The organism is Aquabacterium lacunae, from assembly GCF_004310865.1.
GTDB lineage: Bacteria > Pseudomonadota > Gammaproteobacteria > Burkholderiales > Burkholderiaceae_C > Aquabacterium > Aquabacterium lacunae.
In genome coordinates this window covers 108,001-125,798 of sequence record NZ_SIXI01000007.1, presented here as the reverse complement: position 1 = coordinate 125,798, position 17,798 = coordinate 108,001, and the positions used below count along the sequence as shown (strand labels likewise).

The 17,798-nt window shown below is 68.3% G+C and carries 17 protein-coding genes; 7 read left to right on the top strand and 10 right to left on the bottom strand.

What is annotated here, in order from left to right; genetic code table 11:
• Positions 1-6 precede the first annotated feature (6 nt).
• Entirely contained in the window at positions 7-2,031 is a 2,025-nt protein-coding gene (locus EYS42_RS15285) for a monovalent cation:proton antiporter family protein (RefSeq protein ID WP_130969065.1), read from the bottom strand.
• Positions 2,032-2,075: 44 nt separating this feature from the next.
• Between EYS42_RS15285 and EYS42_RS15280 the strand changes: the two genes are divergently transcribed.
• The 4 genes from EYS42_RS15280 to EYS42_RS15265 are packed head-to-tail and all read left to right on the top strand — an operon-like array spanning position 2,076 to position 5,109.
• Positions 2,076-3,077: a KpsF/GutQ family sugar-phosphate isomerase gene (locus EYS42_RS15280; RefSeq protein ID WP_130969064.1), complete on the top strand. Its 1,002-nt coding sequence runs from the start codon at positions 2,076-2,078 to the stop codon at positions 3,075-3,077.
• A 3-nt stretch (positions 3,078-3,080) separates the two neighbouring features.
• On the top strand, positions 3,081-3,671 hold the full coding sequence (locus tag EYS42_RS15275; RefSeq protein WP_130969063.1) for a KdsC family phosphatase: 591 nt from the start codon (positions 3,081-3,083) through the stop codon (positions 3,669-3,671).
• Positions 3,668-4,318, top strand: a complete 651-nt coding sequence (gene lptC / locus EYS42_RS15270; protein WP_130969062.1) for an LPS export ABC transporter periplasmic protein LptC — start codon at positions 3,668-3,670, stop codon at positions 4,316-4,318. The genes EYS42_RS15275 and lptC overlap by 4 nt, the downstream gene beginning before the upstream one ends.
• Complete coding sequence (locus EYS42_RS15265; RefSeq protein ID WP_130969061.1) at positions 4,315-5,109, top strand: SDR family oxidoreductase; 795 nt, start codon at positions 4,315-4,317, stop codon at positions 5,107-5,109. Before lptC ends, EYS42_RS15265 begins: the two co-directional genes overlap by 4 nt.
• Here EYS42_RS15265 and EYS42_RS15260 read toward each other — a convergent pair.
• Together EYS42_RS15260 and rbp are read right to left on the bottom strand one after the other, a co-directional pair.
• Positions 5,103-5,588, bottom strand: a complete 486-nt coding sequence (locus tag EYS42_RS15260) for a hypothetical protein (RefSeq protein WP_130969060.1) — start codon at positions 5,586-5,588, stop codon at positions 5,103-5,105. The two genes, EYS42_RS15265 and EYS42_RS15260, sit on opposite strands and share 7 nt — an antisense overlap.
• 144 nt (positions 5,589-5,732) lie before the next feature.
• Complete coding sequence (rbp, locus tag EYS42_RS15255) at positions 5,733-6,170, bottom strand: RNA-binding regulator (protein WP_130969059.1); 438 nt, start codon at positions 6,168-6,170, stop codon at positions 5,733-5,735.
• A gap of 236 nt (positions 6,171-6,406) precedes the next feature.
• Here rbp and EYS42_RS15250 point away from each other — a divergent pair, with 236 nt between their 5' ends.
• Complete coding sequence (locus tag EYS42_RS15250) at positions 6,407-7,408, top strand: hypothetical protein (RefSeq protein ID WP_130969058.1); 1,002 nt, start codon at positions 6,407-6,409, stop codon at positions 7,406-7,408.
• Between the two features lie 14 nt (positions 7,409-7,422).
• Here EYS42_RS15250 and EYS42_RS15245 read toward each other — a convergent pair whose 3' ends face one another.
• The gene (locus tag EYS42_RS15245) at positions 7,423-9,027 is read right to left on the bottom strand and encodes a hypothetical protein (RefSeq protein WP_130969057.1); all 1,605 of its coding nucleotides are present in this window, start codon (positions 9,025-9,027) and stop codon (positions 7,423-7,425) included.
• A 98-nt stretch (positions 9,028-9,125) separates the two neighbouring features.
• On the opposite strand from EYS42_RS15245, the gene EYS42_RS15240 reads away from it, so the two are divergent.
• The gene (locus EYS42_RS15240) at positions 9,126-9,572 is read left to right on the top strand and encodes a YchJ family protein (protein ID WP_130969056.1); all 447 of its coding nucleotides are present in this window, start codon (positions 9,126-9,128) and stop codon (positions 9,570-9,572) included.
• Here EYS42_RS15240 and EYS42_RS15235 read toward each other — a convergent pair.
• The 4 genes from EYS42_RS15235 to EYS42_RS15220 form a co-directional block, all read right to left on the bottom strand.
• On the bottom strand, positions 9,559-11,436 hold the full coding sequence (locus tag EYS42_RS15235) for a hypothetical protein (RefSeq protein WP_130969055.1): 1,878 nt from the start codon (positions 11,434-11,436) through the stop codon (positions 9,559-9,561). The genes EYS42_RS15240 and EYS42_RS15235 overlap by 14 nt on opposite strands.
• A 46-nt stretch (positions 11,437-11,482) precedes the next feature.
• A complete protein-coding gene (locus tag EYS42_RS15230; protein ID WP_130969054.1) occupies positions 11,483-12,448 on the bottom strand; it encodes a hypothetical protein in 966 nt (321 codons plus the stop codon).
• A gap of 43 nt (positions 12,449-12,491) precedes the next feature.
• Positions 12,492-13,571, bottom strand: a complete 1,080-nt coding sequence (locus EYS42_RS15225; RefSeq protein ID WP_130969053.1) for a hypothetical protein — start codon at positions 13,569-13,571, stop codon at positions 12,492-12,494.
• A 123-nt stretch (positions 13,572-13,694) separates the two neighbouring features.
• Entirely contained in the window at positions 13,695-14,372 is a 678-nt protein-coding gene (locus tag EYS42_RS15220; protein WP_165456819.1) for a LuxR C-terminal-related transcriptional regulator, read from the bottom strand.
• A 153-nt stretch (positions 14,373-14,525) separates the two neighbouring features.
• Here EYS42_RS15220 and EYS42_RS15215 point away from each other — a divergent pair, with 153 nt between their 5' ends.
• The gene (locus EYS42_RS15215) at positions 14,526-15,329 is read left to right on the top strand and encodes a PEP-CTERM sorting domain-containing protein (protein ID WP_165456818.1); all 804 of its coding nucleotides are present in this window, start codon (positions 14,526-14,528) and stop codon (positions 15,327-15,329) included.
• A gap of 25 nt (positions 15,330-15,354) precedes the next feature.
• Here the strand turns inward: EYS42_RS15215 and EYS42_RS15210 are convergent, their stop codons facing one another.
• Together EYS42_RS15210 and EYS42_RS15205 are read right to left on the bottom strand one after the other, a co-directional pair.
• Positions 15,355-17,514, bottom strand: coding sequence for a sensor histidine kinase (locus EYS42_RS15210; protein ID WP_130969050.1), 2,160 nt, complete (start codon positions 17,512-17,514; stop codon positions 15,355-15,357).
• 7 nt (positions 17,515-17,521) lie between these two features.
• Positions 17,522-17,794, bottom strand: coding sequence for a YkgJ family cysteine cluster protein (locus EYS42_RS15205; RefSeq protein WP_130969049.1), 273 nt, complete (start codon positions 17,792-17,794; stop codon positions 17,522-17,524).
• Between the last annotated feature and the right edge of the window lie 4 nt (positions 17,795-17,798).

Here is a 17,798-nt window from a genome sequence, read left to right as displayed (position 1 = left end):
TTGGGGCTAGCTGTCGAGCAGCACGTGCTCGGCTCGGCCCAGGTCATTGGGGCGGCCGGACAACACCAGGGTGTCCCCGGCTTGCAGTTGCTGGTCGGCGGCTGGCACGGTGACGGCCCCGCTGTGGCGCTTGAGCGAGACCAGCACGACGTCGGACAGCATCGCCTGAATTTCGCCGACCTTGCGGCCCACGGCGGCTGAATCACGCGTCAGCGTGAAAGATTGCAGCCTTTGCAGCTCGAGCTCGTCGACCGTGTCGTCGTCGGCACCGTGGAAGTAACCGCGCAGCAGGCCATAGCGCGCCACCCGCTGCTCCTGCACCAGCCGGATCACCCGGCGCATGGGCACCCCCACCAGCACCAGGGCCTGAGAGGCCAGCATCAGCGAGCCTTCGATGGCCTCGGGCACCACGGCGGTGGCGCCGGCGGCCTGCAGGCTGTCCAGGCCGGCTTCGTCGATGGTGCGCACCACCACGGGCACCTTGGGCGCATGGCCCTGCACGATGGCCAGGATCTTCTTGGCGGCCGCCACCTGCGGCCAGGTCACGACCACGGCCGCCGCGCGGGTCAGGCCGGCGGCCTGCAGGCTCTGCAGCCGGGTGGCGTCGCCGAACACCACGTTCTGCCCGGCCGCAGCAGCCTGCTGCACGCGGTCGGGGTCGAGGTCAAGCGCCATGTAGGGAATGCCTTCGACCTCCAGCAGGCGCGCCAGGTTCTGGCCCGAACGGCCATAGCCGCAGATCAGCACATGGTGTTCGGTGTTGATGGCCTTGCTGGCGATCTTGGTCATGGCCAGCGACTGCATCAGCCAGTCGGTGGCCACCAGGCGGTTCACGATGCGGTTGCTCTGCTGGATCATCAAGGGCGTGACCATCATCGAGATCACCATTGAGGCCAGCAGCGGGCTGTGCACCTTGTGCGCCAGCAGCTGGTGGTCCACCGCCAGGCTCAGCAGCACGAAGCCGAATTCGCCCGCCTGGGCCAGGTACAGGCCGGTGCGCAGGGCCACGCCCGAGCTGGCGCCAAAAGCCTTGGCCAGGCCGGTCACCAGCGCCAGCTTGAACAGCACGGGCAGGGTGGTCAGCACCAGCACCAGCTTCCACTGGTCGACCACGCTGTGCCAGTTCAGCTTCATGCCGATGGTGATGAAGAACAGCCCCAGCAGCACGTCGTGGAAGGGGCGGATGTCGGTTTCCACCTGGTGCTTGTATTCGGTCTCGGCCACCAGCATGCCGGCCACGAAGGCGCCCAGGGCCAGCGACAGGCCGAAGTGCTCGGTCAGCCAGGCCAGGCCCAGCGTGACCAGCAGCAGGTTGAGCATGAACAGCTCTTCGCTCTTGCGCCGGGCCACCAGCGTCAGCCAGAAGTGCATCACCTTCTGGCCGCCGGCCAGCAGCAGGCCCAGCAGCACCGTGGCCTTGAGCGTGGCCCACAGCAGCGCTTCGGTCAGGTCACCGGCGCTCTGGCCCAGCGTGGGGATCAGCACCAGCAGCGGCACCACGGCCAGGTCCTGGAACAGCAGGATGCCCATCACCCGGCGGCCATGCTCGCTGTCGAGTTCCAGCCGCTCGGCCATCATTTTCACGACGATGGCTGTCGAGCTCATGGCCAGCGCCCCGCCCAGTGCCAGCGCGCTTTGCCAGCTCAGGCCCCAGCCCAGCAGGCCGTTCGGGTGGTCGGCGCCCATGCCCAGCCAGTCCATGCCGGCGGCCAGCGCGAAGAAGCCGCCCACGGTGGCCACCATGGTCAGCAGCACCTGGCTGGAGCCCAGGCCGAACACCAGCGACTTCATGCTCTTGAGCTTGGGCAGGTTGAACTCCAGCCCGATCACGAACATCAGGAACACCACCCCGAACTCGGCCAGGTGGTTCACGCCGGCCGAATCTTTGGCCAGGGCCAGCGCGTTGGGCCCGATCAGCACGCCCACCCCCAGGTAGCCCAGCATGGGCGGCAGTTTCAGGAAGCGGCAAATGACCACGCCGAAGACGGCGGCAAGCAGGTAAAGGAGGGTGAGATCGAGCGTGGATGCCATGTTGTCCCTAGAATTCCCCGATCGTACAAGGTGGACCCTTCTTCATGGCGACATTCGACGTGCCCGGCACGGACATCCTGCTGTCGCAAGCGCGGCAGGCATTGCAGATCGAGGCCCAGGCCCTGCTGGACATGCGCGAGCGGCTCAGTGGCCCCTCGGGCCAGTCGTTCGCGCGTGCCGTGCACGTGATCCTGGCCTGCACGGGCCGCGTGGTGGTCATGGGCATGGGCAAGAGCGGCCACGTGGGCCGCAAGCTGGCGGCCACGTTGGCGTCCACCGGCACGCCCGCCATGTTCGTGCACCCCGCCGAGGCCCACCACGGCGACCTGGGCATGGTCACGCCGCAAGACGTGGTGCTGGCCTTGTCGAATTCGGGCGAAAGCGAAGAGCTGACCGGCCTGCTGGCCGTGCTCAAGCGCCAGGGCGTGCCCCTGCTGGCCATCACGGGCAAGGCCGATTCCAGCCTGGGACGCCACGCCGACGTGGTGCTCGACAGCGCCGTGGCCGTGGAAGCCTGCCCGCTGAACCTGGCGCCCACGGCGTCCACCACCGCGCAGTTGGCCTTGGGCGATGCCCTGGCCGTGGTGTTGCTGGAAGCCCGTGGCTTCAAGCCGGAAGACTTCGCCCGTTCGCACCCCGGCGGTTCGCTGGGCCGCCGCCTGCTGACCCATGTGCGCGACGTGATGCGCTCGGGCGATGCCGTGCCTGCCGTGGGCCCGGCCACGTCGTTCAGCGACCTGATGCGCGAAATGAGCGCCAAGGGCCTGGGCGCTGCCGCCATCGTCGATGCGCAACGTCGCGTGCTGGGCATCTTCACCGACGGCGATCTGCGCCGCAAGATCGAGGCGGGCATCGACTTGCGCGCGCTCACGGCCGAGGCCGTGATGACCCCTTCGCCCGCCACCATCGGTGACCAGCTGCTGGCCGCCGAGGCCGTGGCCCTGATGGAAGCGCGCCGCATCACCACCGTGCTGGTGGTCGATGCCCAGGGCGTGCTGGTGGGCGCCCTGAACACCAACGACCTGATGCGCGCGAAGGTGATCTGAACCATGGCCACCACCCTGACCCCCGCCTTGCGCTTTGCCGAGACCAGCCTGAAGGCCGCCCAAGGCATCCGCGCCTGCATCTTCGACGTCGATGGGGTGCTGACCGATGCCACCATCTACATCAGCGAAGCCGGTGAAACGCTCAAGGCTTTCAACGCCCTGGATGGGCATGGCCTGAAGCTGCTGGCCCAGGGCGGCATCACGCCCATCGTGATCACGGGACGCGATTCTCCGGCCGTGCGCCGTCGCCTGAAAGACCTGGGCCTGCAGCATGCCGTGTTCGGTGCCCACGACAAGCTGGCCGTGGCCGAGCCGTTGCTGGCCGAGCTGGGCCTGCAGTGGCACCAGGTGGCTGCCATGGGCGACGACTGGCCCGACCTGCCGCTGCTGCTGCGTGCGGGTTGTGCGCTGGCCCCGCGCAATGCGCACGCCGAAGTGCGCGCCGTGGCCCACCACACCACCGAGGCCCAGGGCGGCCAGGGCGCCGCGCGTGAGGCCTGTGACCTGCTGCTGCAGGCCACGGGTGCGTACGCTCGCCTGCTCAACGGGCACCTGACCACGCTGGACACCAACGCCGACGGAGCCCGCCGGTGAGTGCCTCCTTGGGTGCTTCGCTCAGCCCTCGGGCCCTGTTCCAGCGGCTGTACGGCACGGCACAGCGGGCCTTGCCGCTGGTGGTGGTGGCTGCGCTGGCCGCTTACACCTGGTGGCTGGTGCAGGCCACGCCCAAGGGCGATGACGGGGCCCGGCGTGCCGCGGGCAGCACGGTGCCCGACTACGTGATGCGCGGCGCCGAGGTCGAGCGCCTGGATGCGGCGGGTGTGCGCCAGAGCGTGTTGCGCGGCCACACCATGAGCCATGTGCCCGAGCGGGACCAACTCACCGTCGTGGCGCCCGAGTTTTTTGCGCTCGACCCCAAGGGGCAGCGCCTGCAGGCCACGGCCGACCGGGGCGACTACTTTGGCGACACAGAAGCCGTGCACTTGCGCGGCAACGCCCAGGTCGAACTGCTGGCCCTGGCGCCGCAGGGGCGCTCAGCCGGGCGTGGCCCGTCCACTTTCCACAGCGAAGCCATCGATGTCGACACCCGCCAGCGCATCGTCACCAGCGACCAGCCGGTGGTCTTGCGCAACGCCCAGGGCGTGGTCCGGGGCAGCAGCTTCCGGCACGAAGCCCGGGCGGGCATCACCGAGGTGGGTGGCCGTGTGAGCGGTCAGTTCAAGGCCGGGGTGTCGCCATGAGCGGGGTGACCCCGCTGGTCTTCATCACAGGCGCTTCGAGTGGCATCGGCCAGGCTCTGGCACGGCAGTGGCGCGGTCAAGGTTGGCGCGTGGCCCTGGTGGCCCGGCGTGGCGAGGTGCTGCGCCAGTGGGTGCTGGCGCAGGGCTGGACCACCGAGCAGGCCCAGGTGTACGAGGCCGACGTGCGCGACACCGCGCAGTTGCTGGCCGCGGCCCAGGCCTGCATCGACCGGCAGGGCCTGCCCGATGTGGTGGTGGCCAATGCCGGCATCAGCATCGGGGTGGACCTGTCGCTCGCCGAAGACCTGCCTGTGCTGCGGGATCTGTACGAGACCAATGTGCTGGCCGTGGCCGCCACCTTCCAGCCCTTCATCACGCCCATGGTGCTCCGCGGCAGCGGGGTGCTGGTGGGCGTGGCCAGCGTGGCGGCCGCCCGCGGCCTGCCCGGGCATGCCGGCTATTGCGGCAGCAAGGCGGCCGTGGTGGCCATGTGCGAAACCTTGCGGGGCGAGCTGCAAGGCAAAGGTGTGCAAGTGCTCACTCTCACGCCAGGCTACGTGGCCACACCACTGACGGCCGAGAACGATTACCCCATGCCCTTCCTGATGCAGCCTGAGGCCTTTGCCGCCAAGGCGGTGCGGGCCATCGAGGCCCGGCGCCGATTTGTGGTGATCCCCTGGCCCATGGGGGTGGTGTACCGGCTGCTCAAGGCCATGCCGGTGGCGCTGTTCGACCGCGTGGTCGGCGCGCAGCAGCACCGCAAGAAGCGGCGCCGCCCTGCCGCTCAGTGACGACCGCGGCCGTGGCCGTGGTCGTCGTGGTGGTCATGCCGGTGGTCGCGGCGGTGTTCGCGCCACTCTTCGCGGCGTTCTTCTCGCCAGTCGTCACGGCGCTCGTCGCGGCGGCCGTCGCGGTAACCCTTGTCGTAGGCTCGGGCCTTGGCGCCCCAGCCTTCTGGCACAAAGTACACCGGCTGGTTGCAGGCGCGCCAGCGACTGCAGTACTTGGCCCAGTGCTTGTGGTGGCCGGGGGGCACGCGCAGGTAGATGGGGCGTTGCACCGCGCCATACACCGGCTGCTGGATCACCACCGGCTGCTGGTAGACGACCGGGGGCTGCTGCTGGCCGATCTCGATGCGGCCGTAGACGCCGGGCTGGTTCACCGACACCGACACGCCGACATTGGTGGCGTGCGCCGGGGCGGCCAGCCACAGGGGGCTGGCGATGGCCAGGGTGGCCAGCAGGCGGCGGGCCAGGGTGCTTGCATTCATCTTGACTCCTCTTGCGCCACCGGGAGGCGGCTGTGTGTTCAACGCCTGCCAGCTTGCCTGCGTCGACACCGAGGCCTGTAAGAGTTTGCTTCGGCCATGAAAAAAGCACCCCGCGGGGTGCTTTTGATTCACAGCGTGGGCTGATCAGTAGTTGCCGTAGCCACCGCCGCCTTCGCGGCGGCCACCACCGTAGCCACCGCCGCCGCCTTCGCGACGGCCGCCACCGTAGCCGCCACCGCCGCCTTCGCGACGGCCGCCACCGAAGCCACCACCGCCGCCGCCACCTTCACGGCCACCGCCGTAGGGGCTGCGGAAGCCGGCCGGACGCTCTTCGCGCGGGCGGGCGACGTTCACCACGATCGAGCGGCCCGACAGGGGCTGACCGTTCAGGGCGTTGATGGCGGCTTGTGCCTCGGCATCGCTGCCCATTTCCACGAAACCGAAACCCTTGGAGCGACCCGTCTCACGGTCCATCATGACCTTGGCCGATTGAACCAGGCCGTGGGCGCCGAAGGCGTCCTGCAGATCCTGATCACGCACGCTGTAGGCCAGGTTGCCCACGTAAAGCTTGTTGTTGCTCATGGAGGGGAGCTCCTATCTCAATCAAAAATCCATGTGGAGCTTCCAACCTATCGGGACCCATTCCATCGACGGCGCCGCTTCCAGACACAGTGCAGCCATCATAGGTGTTTGATTCGCTTTGGGCCAGAGGATTTTGCGTCTGTCAACCGCCCTTTGTTTCAGAAAGTCAAGTGCCCAGCCGCGGTGTTGTGATCTTTCCTCAATTTTGATTAGGGTGAGCACCAATAATTGCCGCCATGTCCGAATCCCGTTTTTCGCCGGTCGTTTCGCCGCCGTTTCCACCTGAAGGCGGTGCCGCCATGGTGCGGCACGGGGGCGGTTTCGACTGGTGGCAGGCTCTGGCGAGGGTGTTGTCCAGCATCGATGCCGTGCGGGAGGGGCGGGCCCTGTATGTGCTGCTGAGCGCTCTGTCAGGCGGCGGGCTGGCGTTGGCCACGGCCCGTGCTTCGCTGGCGCGAGGTGAGACCAGTTGGGCGGTGTTTCAGGCCGCAGTCGGGCTGTTCATCGCCTTCTACGGCAGCAACGCCGCGGGTCTGCTGATGATGGACCGGGCACTCGGCCGCCCACCGCGTGATGTGTTCGACGCCCTGGAAGACGCCCTGGGCATTGCCCACCGGGTGCTCGTGGCTTTGGCCGGCATGGTGCTGGTGGCGGCTGCGCTGGCCGGGGGGCTGTTGGGTCTGTTGTGGCTGTCGGGTCTGCCCAAGCTGGGGCCCTGGCTGTTCGCTGGGGTGGTTCCGCTCACGGTGGGCGTGGTGGGCGTGGTGGCGGTGGCCGGTGCGGCTGTTGCAGGCCCGCTGACCGGGCCCAGTGTGTGGCTGGGCGCGTCCTCCTGGCAGAGTTTTCGCACGTTGCTGGGCTTGATCCGTCATCAGTTGCTGCAGGCCGCGGTGATGGCCGTGGCGCTCAGTGGCCTCACGGGTCTGGTGGGTGCGGGCACCAGCTTGGTCGTCATGCTGGGCGGCCGGGTCATGGCTGAGGCGTCGGTGTGGATGCTGGGCATCGACCTGCCTCCCGAGGTGCTCATGGTGGGGTTGTTTGGCGGCGGTCTGCAGTCCATCAACGCGGCGGCTGTGCCCAAGGAGGCCGTGGCCCACACCGCGGCCGCGGCCATTGGTGGCGGGGTGGTGTTTGCTGTGGCCCTGGTGCTGCCCACTGCGGTGTATTTGCGAGGTGTGTGCGAGGTGTACCTCACACTGCTGCGCAATGAGCAGCGCCATGGCCGTTCGGGGGCCTGACGCTTCAGTGGGCCTCAGGGCACGAAGCGGCCCTCGCTGTCGGTCAGCCCCATGCGTCCGCTGCCGAAATCGGCGCTTTGACTGGCCAGCTGCCACAGGGTCTGGGCCAACAGCTTGTCGTGGTCGTTGAACAGCCGGCTGCCGCCTTGGGCGCCTTCCAGCCTCACCCAGCCTTGGCCCAGCGCTGGCACGCGCAAGGTGCGTCCGCCTCGCTCCATCTGCACACGTCGCTCGGGCCCTTCGTCGCGGCCTTCGACGATCAGGTGGCGGGGGTGAAAGGCGCGGTCCAGGGCCATCAACCACCGCTCCTGCCCGTCGGGCCCGCGACCCAGCTTGCCCAGGTCGAGCAGGCCAGGCAGCAATGATTCCAGGCGTTCGCCCGGGTCGCGCTGTTCTGTCGGCATCAGCCAGCTGCGCGCCAGCAGGTAGAACCATGGCAAGGACAGGCTGCTGGCCACCAGCACCGGGCTGCTCCAGGGCCCCCCCAGCCACAACAGGCTGACCACGAAGCAGAACGAGCCCAGCAGCGCCAGCAGCCACGTCCAGGCGCGCCATGACAGCACTTCGAGGTGGCGCAAACGCTGGGTGTCGAGCAGGGCCATCATGCCCACATAGGGCAGTGCGACGGCGCAGCGGATCAGGTTGTCGAAGCCCGCCCCGGCCAGTTCGGCGGGCTGCAGGGCCAGGATGGTGCCAGGCACGATGGCCGCCAGCGCCAGGCTGGCAAAGAACCAGCGCAGCCCTTGTCGCATGGAGCTGTCTTCGGAGGCACGTGCCCAGGCCATCAGTGTGCCGATGCCCACCAGCAGGCCCACGGTGCCCAGTGGCATGGTCAAGATCCACCAGTGGTAGCTGGGGCTGAGCTGCAGCATGACAGAGAGCCCGAGCACACCGACCACGCCCAGCAATGCCACGGTCGCCCAACCTGGCACGCGGGGGTTCAACCAGCGCATGAACCACAGCAGGGTGCCGCCCAGGTAGGCCGTGGTGAAGGCCTGGCTGGCCAGCAGCGACAGCTCCAGCCCGCCGGACGGCCAGGCCCATGGGCGTGCCAGGGGCCAGGCCCGCACGATCAGGTCCAGCGACAGAGCCAGGCCGATCAGCCCGTGTAGGCGGTGTTGGGGGTGCTCAGCGCGGGCCTGCCAGTGCCGCACGGCCACCTGCCAGACCATCAGGGCGGTCAGCAGCATCAGTCCCATTTGCCACGGCAGCCCGGGCAGGCCCTGGGCTTCCCATCGCAAAGGCCAGCGGGCGCCGTCGTCGTCGATGAAGGCCAGGTCCGGGCGGCCTTCCACGCGGGCGAGCAGCTGCTCCACCTCGACCGACAGCTGCCGGGCCTGTGGCGTGCGCTGCGTGTCCAGGGAAGGGGGGTGCCATCCGGCGTGCGTGGGGTGGCGCTTGCCGCCGACGTCCAGTGCTGCGATGCGCAGCCGGCCGTTCGGTGTCTCGACATGGGGCCCCTGGCCGGCCACCCACACCCAGTCAGGCCGGGGTGCCAGGGCCAGGGCCGAGGTCAGCACCACCACCGCCACCAGCAAGCCGCCCAGCCCGAGCAGCATCAGCCAGCCCCAGCTCAGGGGGGCGGCAGCCGGACGGCGGGGCAGGGTGGGACGGATCATGGGCCTGCAGTGTAGGGGCCCGTGCACTGCGCTGGCGCCCGGTGCAGGCGTCAGAATAGGGGGCTGTTTCCGGGGGCCTTGCGCCCTGTCTTGCCCACATGACCGACCTGGACACCCGCGCCTGCCCTTGCGGCTCTGGCGCCACCCTGCAAGCCTGTTGTGGCCGCTACCACACGGGCCCCGAACACCTGGCCGCACCCACACCCGAAGCGCTCATGCGCTCGCGTTACACGGCCTTTGTGCTGGATCGCCGCGATTACCTGCTGGCGACTTGGGCCGAGCCCCACCGACCGGCGCAGATCGAGCCGCCCGAGCCCGGTTTGAAGTGGCTGGGCCTGACGGTCAAGGGGCATGGGCTGCTGGGGCCCGATGAAGGGTGGGTGGAGTTCGTGGCGCGGTGCAAGGTGGGCGGGCGCGCGCAGCGCATTGCCGAGCGCAGCCGCTTCGTGCGCGAAGCGGGGCGCTGGCTATACGCGGCGGCCCTCACCGGCACCGACACCGGCGCGGGTGACATCAGCCCGTCAAGGGCGATCAAGGGGCGCTGACGAGGGTCATGCCGCTCGGCGCGTTGGCGCTACCCTGAATCTGCAGCACGCTGGCGCAGTTGGCGCGCACGGTGGTGGCCGGGTGGGCCATCCCCGCGCTTCCGGAGCTTGCGCCCGGTTGCGCGTCGTAGCTTTCCTCGTAACGCGCATTGCTCTGGCCGATCCAGTTGGTGCCGCCCGACCAGCCGACGAAGCCCGACGCGGCATTGCCCGGCAACGTGGTGTCCGTCGCAAACTGCCCGTCGGTGCCGATGCGGTGGCGCCAGCTGGTGTTGGCGCTGTCGTTCGGGCAGGTGTAGCCGCTGGTGTTGGTGGTGAGGTTGGCATTGCCGCCAAAGTCCAGCACCGAGGTGATGCGGCTGTTGAGCGTCAGTTCAGGTTGGGGCAGCAGGGCCGGCGCCGTGCACACGTCGGTGACCGTGACATTGCCCTCCGGGTACGTGACCTCGATCAGACCCTGTGTGGCGCCGATCTCCAGGCGTTGGCTGGGCATGTCTTGCACCGCCGCCACACCGTCGGCGTACACCTTGAACGTGGCTCGCAGCGTGGTGTTGTTGCCGCCCAGCAGAGAGAACTCGCGGCGCTGATGCGTGTTGTCATCGGGCGTGAAGCGCGCCAGCTCGTTGTTCTGGCCGTCCAGCCAGATGATGCGCTGGTCCGGCAAGAACGCGATGCGGCGCTGCACCGATTGAATGCCCCGCTGACAAGTGCTCAGGGTGATGGGTGTGTTGCTGCTGGCGTAAAAGGCGTTGGGCAGTCCGTTGAGGTCACCGCCGCCCAACCGGCTGCGCACGCTGGTGTACGTGAAGTTGACCGAGCCAAGCACCCTTTGCGGGTAGATCACATTGCCGATTCGACGCACACGCAGGTTGTAGGACGCTGCTGCGTCGGTCGGGTACAGAACCTGGGCGCTGAGGGTGCTGAACGGGTTGCCTGCGTAGCGGCCTCCGTTGCTGTAGACCTCCTGGTAGCTGGCGGTGTACTCACGCGCGTCCGGTGTGCTGGGCGGCAGGGCGCGGGGGGTGAAGCTGCCGTTGCGGCGGTCGCTGGTGGCCAGGGTGGCCGTGCTGCCTGACCAGTCCAGCCGCGCATGTCGGTTGCTGGCGTACTGGATGTCATTGCCGTCCAGCGCGTCCCAGGGCGTTCCAAACGATCCATCCCAGGTGGCCGAGGTGCTGGTGGCGATCAGGCTGACCTCGCTGGTCAGGTTGTCTGCCACCGCATTCGTCGCGCCAGCGGTGAACAGTGCGAGGCGGGTGGCGGTGAGGCTGGCGGGCAGGCTGAAGGCGTTGGCTTGGATGGCGCATTCGTAGAACAGCGAACCCGCCGTGACCTGCAGCTCGCCTGCTGCGCTGGTGGTGGTGTAGGCGTCGATCTGCACGCCGTTTTCATTGGATACGCCCATGTCGTAGCGCACGTCCACACCCGCGTTGTTGGCTCGGTTGCTGGCCTCGAAGCTGAGCAGGCGCTCTCCGGGTTCTGCGCTGCTGACCTGCGCCAGGTCGGTGGCACTGGTGGCAGAACCCACGGCCCCACGGAACACCACATTGCCCGTCGCGGTGATGGTCAGGGTGGCCGATGACACTGGCGTGGTGGCACTGTTGGTTCGGGTGGACTGGGTGCAGTTGCTCAGGTTGACGACCAGTTGGGATTGGTTGTCAGGCACGAAATAGCCTGCGCTGGCGGTGGCGCGGCTTTCGCGTGCCGAGACGGTGTCGCCACTGCTGGCAGGCGTGTCGTTGCCACTGCCGCCGCCGCAGGCGGCCAGCAGCAGGGTGCCCAGGAAACTGGCCGTGGCAAGGGCCAAAGGGGTGCGGCGAGGGTGGGCCGAGTGGGCGTGGTGGGCGTGGTGGGTGTGGGGCATGGGCGTTGGCCTGTGGAAGTTCAGTCCGTGGTTCGAGGGCGCTCGGTCACTGGGGCAGCGAGACCATGAATGCCTGGCCGTTGGCCTGTGACGCGGTGTCGCGCTGGAGCATCACGAAGGCGTTGCCGCTGCCGGGCCACAGGCGCAGCGTGGGGTGGGCCAGTTCGACCGAGATCCGCGGGTTGGCGGGCGTGCCTGACGCGTTGGCCGCGCTGCTGCTGGTGCCCGTGAACGTGTCCCAGACTTCGGAGTAGTAACCGCGGGTGCCGTTGCTGGCTTGCAGGGCGGTGATCCAGTTGGTCCACACCACAGGGGCGTTGTTGTCGATCTGGTGGCTGATGACACCGGTGGCCGACACGCTGCGGCGTACCCGATAGGTCACCTGTGTGCTGGTGGCCGCATCCAGCGTGGAGATGGTCTCGTCCTGGCTGAGGCTGCCGGTGGCGGGGTCGGCGCCGGTGGAGCGCACGGCCGAGCTCAGCTTGCGGGCCACGATGGCGTCGTTCAATGCCACCGAGATGTTGAGCACGGTGGGCACTTGCGGCGAGCTTGAGCAGGTGTCCTGCACCGTGCTGGTGTTCACGATGACATCTTCGGTGTCGAAGCGGATCTGCAGCGTGCGTGCCCCGCCGCTGGCGTATTCGTTGACCTCGTGGTAGTAGCTGCCGTTGTCGTACACCTCCATGATGCGGTACTGGATGGCCGTGGTGCTGGGGGTGAAGCGGGCCAGCACGGCGTCGTTGTTGGCGGCGTCGAGCCAGACCACGCTGCCATCTTCCATCAGGCGAAGCTTGCGCGAGACGCTGTTGTTGCTGGCGTCCACACAGTTGCTGACCGTGTAGGTGCCCAGGGCGAGCACCTCGGGGGCCAGGCCCACCAGCTGCCCCACAGGGCCCTCCAGGTAGCTGGGCACGGGGGTGACGGCATTGGGTGTGGTGTCGCCACCGCCGCCACAAGCGGTCAGCAGCAGGGTGCTCAGGAGGGTCAAGGCAAACGGGGTACGGCGTGTCATGTGATGCTCGGTGAAGGGTCCAGGGGTTTGGCGTGCGGTGTTGTCAGAGCGACGCAGCGGGTCCGGCCGGTGCAGCCGGGACGCTGGGCGCGGGTGCCGGGTTGGGTGCCGTGGTCATCGCGGCGTAGGGATACAGGTCGGTGCCGAAGCGCGCCATGCGCAGGTCGTAGGACACGCCGGGCGCACCCTGGCCCCAGGTCAGCACGGCGCGCAACTCGTACGCGGTACCACCCCGGTTCGGGAAGCTGCGCTCGCTGAAGTAGCTCTCGTAGGCGCTGGGGCTGGCCCCTTGCAGGGGCGAATTCAGCGCGCTGTAGCTGCCATTGAGGCTGCTGCTGCCCGAGGCAATGGCTGTGGTGCCGCTCCAGTCCACGCGCAGGAAGCGGGTGTCGGCGTAGCGTTGGCTGGCGCTCGACAGCGGGTCGGTGGCGGCGCCGAGGGCGTTGTCCCAGGTGATCTGCCGGGTGCCTTGGGTCAGCGCTGCGCTGTCGCGCAGGTAAACGGGATCGGTGCGGGTGGTGCCGTCGGCCAACACCGCCAGGCGGTTGCCCAGGACGTTGTCGGGGAAGGCGAAAGCGCCGGCCGGCACGGTGCAGCTGTACACGTGGTCGGCGTTTTCCATCTCCAGGGAGCCGGTCGTGTTCGGGTTGGCAGAGGCCGTGACGTAGCGGGTGTCGTCGTCGTCCAGCGTCAGCACGTAGCTGGCCCGCAGCCCGGATCCGTTGGGGTTGTTGAGCGCGTAGTACTCGATCTCGCGCTCCAGGTTGGTTTCGCTGGCGTTGATGCGGTACAGGTCGGTGGTGGTGGTGGCGCTGCCCACCGCCCCGCGCAGCACGATGTCGCCTTCGGCCGTGAAGGTCAGGGTGGCGTTGTTCACGGCCTCCTGGTTGTTGATCCCGCCGTCTGGCGAGCGCGTGCAGGCGCTGAGGTTGACCACCAGCTGGGCCTGGCCCTCGGGCACGAAGTTGCCCATGCTGGCGGTGGCGCGGTTGGCCCGCACAGGGGTGTTGCCGCTGTCGGTGGCGTCGCCCCCGCCGCCGCAGGCGGTCAGGGCGGCACAGGTGGCCACGGCGAGGGCCACGGTGGCCAAGGGGGTGCGACGGGCGCGTGCGATGGACTGCATGAACGACTCCTGAAACAAGTGAGGACAACGCGATGACAGCGTGTGTCCAGATGTTTCCAGGGGCCGTGTGCGGGGCCCATCCCGAGTTGTCGGGACGCGGCGTGAAAACGCCGCAGCCTGCCCTCAACGCAGGGGGGTGGGGGCCTGGATCAGGCCCAGGCGCATGGCCTCGGCCGTGGCCTCGCTGCGGTTGCCGATGCCCAGCTTGCGGTAGATGCTCTTGATCTGGTCATTGACCGTGTAGCGGCTGGTGTTGAGTTCAGCGGCCACCATCTTGGCGCTCAGGCCCTGAGCGATCAGGCTGAGCACCTCTTGCTCGCGCGGGGTGAGCGTGGCCAGCGGCAGCCCGGCGGGTGTGGGCTCGGGCTGGGCCCGGAAGTGCCGCATCACCTTGCGGGCGATCGACGGTGACATGGGCGGCTCGCCATTGAGCAGGCGGCTGAGGGTGTCCCGCTGCACGGCCGGGCTGTCGGTCTTGAGCAGGTAGCCGTCGGCCCCGGCGCGCAGCGAGGCGAACACCAGGTCGTCGTCGTCGTACAGGGTGCTGACCACGATCCAGGTGTCGGGGTGGCGCTGGCGGTACTGGCGCAGCCAGTCGATGCTCAGGCCATCGGGCAGTTGCAGGTCGCACAGCACCAGGTCGTAGCTGGTGCCCAGGTGGCCCTGGGCTTGCGCCAGGTCGGGCGCGCACAGGTGGTTGCCCGTGTCGAACAGCGCCTCGACCAGTTGCTGCATGAGGCGCAGTGCGTCGGGTTGGTCCTCGACGATGAGGACGTGCTGGGGGTGGCTGGGGGTGGTCATGGTGTGCTGCGCTGATGCCCAAGTGTCCGGCATCTGCTGCATGCCGCTCCATCCCGAGGCATCGGGATGCAGGGGCGGGGGGGGCGTGGGGCCCACGTGTTCCGGGGGGTGTGGGGCCCCGATCCCGAGTTGTCGGGATGTGTGGGGCAATCGGTGGCAACCACCATGCCCGGGTCGATGTATCAAAACGTTGAAAGGAGTTACTCGATGATGTCATCCCGTTCGATGCGCGCCCTGGCGCTGGCTGGCCTGGCCGCTTGTGGGTCGGTTGCCCAGGCGCAAGCACAGAGCTACAGCAACAATGGCGCGCCCATTTTTTATGCCGATGGCGGACTCATGAGCGTCGACACCATGATCGCCGGGATTGCGGCGTTTCAGACCTTCTCTCAGGCCCAGACTCGCGTGCTGGATTCCTGGGGGTTTGAGGTGGCTGGGGGGACTGAGGGCTCGGTTCGCTTGTCCATCCGCGAAGTGGTGGCCGACGCGACGTCGCCGGTCGGCTTCAACCTGGGCCAGGAGGTGGGCAGTGCTTTCGACAGCTACGGATTCAACGATTCGGCCTTGTCGTTCAACAACATCAATCTGACGCTGGGCCCTGGCACGTATGCCGCGGTGCTGACGGGCGAACTTGGTGCGAATGCGCCCGCCATCCTGCCGCTCAATTCGCCGCTGCACCACCGCCTGAGCCTCATCCTGGCTTCGAATGATGGGGGGCTGTCTGCGCCTGATGCCGGTGCAGCCTACACCTTCAGCAGCGGCATGGGCTCGTTGCCAAATGCCAATTACGGCAGCGTCGGCGCCAGCCTGATGTACACGGCGACGTTCTCGCCGGTGGCGTCTTCGGGCTCTGGTGTGGGCTCTGGTGTCGTGGCTGCCGTGCCGGAACCCAGCATCTATGCCTTGATGATCGCCAGCGTGGCCACGGTGATGGCGGTGACCCGTCGCCGCAAGTCGTAAGCCTGATCCTGGCGCGCCAGGCCGCTCAGGGCTGGTCAGCCTTGGGCGGCCATTGTCCGGTGAACACCAGTTCACCGCCCACCAGGGCCCATTCGCACTGACCTTGACGGTCCAGGAAGCGGCGGCGGATCGAGTTCACGCCCAGGCCTGCCGACCAAAGTGAGGGCTCGCTCACTGTGCCGCCATGCTGCACTCGCAGTTCGCGGTGCCCTTGTGCTGTGGTGCCCCAGTGCATGCTCAGGCGGTCGGGCTGTGCGTGCTGGAGGGCGTTGCGCACCAACTCGCTGGCCACGCAATGCAGCGCCACGGCTTCTTCGCCGTCGGCAAACTGCGCCAGGGCTTCGGCAGGCCAGTCGCACGCCCAGTGCAGGTCCACATCGACCGCGTCCAGTTCGCGTTGCACCTGGTGGCGCAGGTCGGCCAGCACCTGTGACCAGGCCGCGCCTTCTTTGCTCAGCCCCCGTGTGATGTTGCGCAGGTCGGCCAGCGTGTTGATCGCGTACTGGCGCTGCTGGGTCGAGGCGGCAGTCTGGCTGAGGTGCAGCAGGCGCCCGCCAATGCTGTCGTGCAGGTCGGCCGCGATGCGTCGGCGCTCGCGCTTGACCCCGGCTTCGTACGAGTCTTTGGTGATCAGGCCGTGCGAGGTCAGGCGCCACAGGGCTTCGGCCAGTTCGCGGTCGGTGGGGGTGAACGGTTGCCGGCGCTGCAGTTGCACCTCGCCACGCGGCAGGTGCGGCACATGCAGCAGGCTGCCGTCGCGCGAAATGCGCACCGCGTCGTCGGTTGGGCCCGCGGGCGCGTGCTCGGTCGTCGGGTCGTCGCTCGTGTGCACGGTGATGGCCGATTCGGGCCTGAAGGCCTTTTGCAACAAGGCCACCCAGGCATCGGCCAGGGCCTCGCGCCCGGCCTGGCTGACGGTGATGGTCATCACGTCGGGCATCAGGGCCTGCAGGCGCTCGGGGGCCGTCGGCGGCGTGCGGTAGGTCAGCACCGCACGCACGGCCAGGTACAGCCATGGAAAGGCCATGGCGGTCACCCCCAGCGCCCATCCCATCCAGTCGTCGCCACGCACCAGCAGCGTGATCATCAGCCCCAGGGTGATCAGGCCCGTGATCCAGAACGAGGTGGTGCGCGAACGCCAGCTTTCCAGGCGCAGCAGGCGGTCACGGTGCAACAAGGCCGAGAACGCGAAGTAGCCCAGGGTGGGGGCCACCAGCACCGGGTCGTACAGGTTGGTGTGGATGAAGCCGGTGGCCCATGCCGCGTACAGCACCGCTGGCGGGATCACCGCCATGGCGAACACCAGCCCGATCCAGCGCAGCGCGGCGCGGTAGGCCGGGTCGTGTCGGCAGTGCCAGGCCATGCCGGCCTGTGCCAGCAGCACCAGCATGGCCAGCCCGGCCATCGGCCACTGGTAGGTGGCCATCAGACGGTCGGGCACCCAATGCATCGCATCCGACAACTCGATGGTGGCGATGGTGCCGATCACGCCCCATTGCATGGGCTTGGAAATCACCGGCCGTGGAATGCGCAGCACCATCAGCAGCAGGCACCCCAAAAAGGCCAGCCCGCAGGTGTGCGACACGATGAACTGGAAGTCCCACGCCAGGGTGGGCAGGCCCCAGGGGCGGGCGCTGAGCCAGGCGCGGATCAGGTTGCCCACGGTGAAGCTCACGCCCGCGATCACGTACAGGCGCGTGGTGTTGTCGCGCGGGTTCTGGGCCAGGTTCCACATCGCCACGTGCCAGCTCAGCACGCTGGTCAGCAGCAGCATCCAGCTGATGGTGGGAATGCCCTTCCAGCCCATGGGCTGCCAGGCGATGGGCCAGCGTTGCCCGTCGGTGTCGATCCAGGCCAGGGGCTGGCCCGTCCAGGCGATCAGTTGTTCTTCCATGGCCTCGAAGCGGTGCTTCTCGGTCAGGTTGGGTTGCACGTGGGGTGGCAGGCCGTGCCATTGCGGCGTCAGGGTCACCTGGCCTTGCGGGGTTTCCAGTGCAGCCAGGTCGATCTCTTGACGGTCGATCACCAGGAAAGGGTTGCGTGCGGCCTGCCAGTGCCACAGCGGTGAAGGGGCCGTGGCCTGCACGGCCCAGCCCACGATGCAGGCTGCCACGATCCAGACCAGGCCATGAGCGGTCAACCAGGCCAGGTGGCGCGGGGTGGGGCGGGACCAGGCGGGGCTCATGCCAGGCTCATGCGCAGGTGGTCACGCCAGGCGAGGTCTGTGCCTCGAGGTGGTGCAGCCACACCATGGCCTGTTCGCGGGTTTCGCCGCACATGTCCCGCGCGGGTTGCAGCGAGCCGCACACGGCCGGGCGTTCTGGCTGGCCGAACAAACGGCAGCGCAGGTCGGCGTCGAGCTGGGGGCAAGGCACCCCGGCCGGTTTGCCGTGGGGCAGGCCGGGCAGGGGGCTGCTGATCGATGGTGCGGTGCAGCATGCGGCACAGGCGGGGCGACAGTCCATGCGC

Bases quoted from the DNA above. Each gene is read 5' to 3' on its own strand.
- EYS42_RS15285 (WP_130969065.1), bottom strand. From the start codon at position 2,031: ATGGCATCCACGCTCGATCTCACCCTCCTTTACCTGCTTGCCGCCGTC.
- EYS42_RS15280 (WP_130969064.1), top strand. From the start codon at position 2,076: ATGGCGACATTCGACGTGCCCGGCACGGACATCCTGCTGTCGCAAGCG.
- EYS42_RS15275 (WP_130969063.1), top strand. From the start codon at position 3,081: ATGGCCACCACCCTGACCCCCGCCTTGCGCTTTGCCGAGACCAGCCTG.
- EYS42_RS15265 (WP_130969061.1), top strand. From the start codon at position 4,315: ATGAGCGGGGTGACCCCGCTGGTCTTCATCACAGGCGCTTCGAGTGGC.
- EYS42_RS15260 (WP_130969060.1), bottom strand. From the start codon at position 5,588: ATGAATGCAAGCACCCTGGCCCGCCGCCTGCTGGCCACCCTGGCCATC.
- rbp (WP_130969059.1), bottom strand. From the start codon at position 6,170: ATGAGCAACAACAAGCTTTACGTGGGCAACCTGGCCTACAGCGTGCGT.
- EYS42_RS15250 (WP_130969058.1), top strand. From the start codon at position 6,407: ATGTCCGAATCCCGTTTTTCGCCGGTCGTTTCGCCGCCGTTTCCACCT.
- EYS42_RS15245 (WP_130969057.1), bottom strand. From the start codon at position 9,027: ATGATCCGTCCCACCCTGCCCCGCCGTCCGGCTGCCGCCCCCCTGAGC.
- EYS42_RS15240 (WP_130969056.1), top strand. From the start codon at position 9,126: ATGACCGACCTGGACACCCGCGCCTGCCCTTGCGGCTCTGGCGCCACC.
- EYS42_RS15235 (WP_130969055.1), bottom strand. From the start codon at position 11,436: ATGCCCCACACCCACCACGCCCACCACGCCCACTCGGCCCACCCTCGC.
- EYS42_RS15230 (WP_130969054.1), bottom strand. From the start codon at position 12,448: ATGACACGCCGTACCCCGTTTGCCTTGACCCTCCTGAGCACCCTGCTG.
- EYS42_RS15225 (WP_130969053.1), bottom strand. From the start codon at position 13,571: ATGCAGTCCATCGCACGCGCCCGTCGCACCCCCTTGGCCACCGTGGCC.
- EYS42_RS15220 (WP_165456819.1), bottom strand. From the start codon at position 14,372: ATGACCACCCCCAGCCACCCCCAGCACGTCCTCATCGTCGAGGACCAA.
- EYS42_RS15210 (WP_130969050.1), bottom strand. From the start codon at position 17,514: ATGAGCCCCGCCTGGTCCCGCCCCACCCCGCGCCACCTGGCCTGGTTG.
- EYS42_RS15205 (WP_130969049.1), bottom strand. From the start codon at position 17,794: ATGGACTGTCGCCCCGCCTGTGCCGCATGCTGCACCGCACCATCGATC.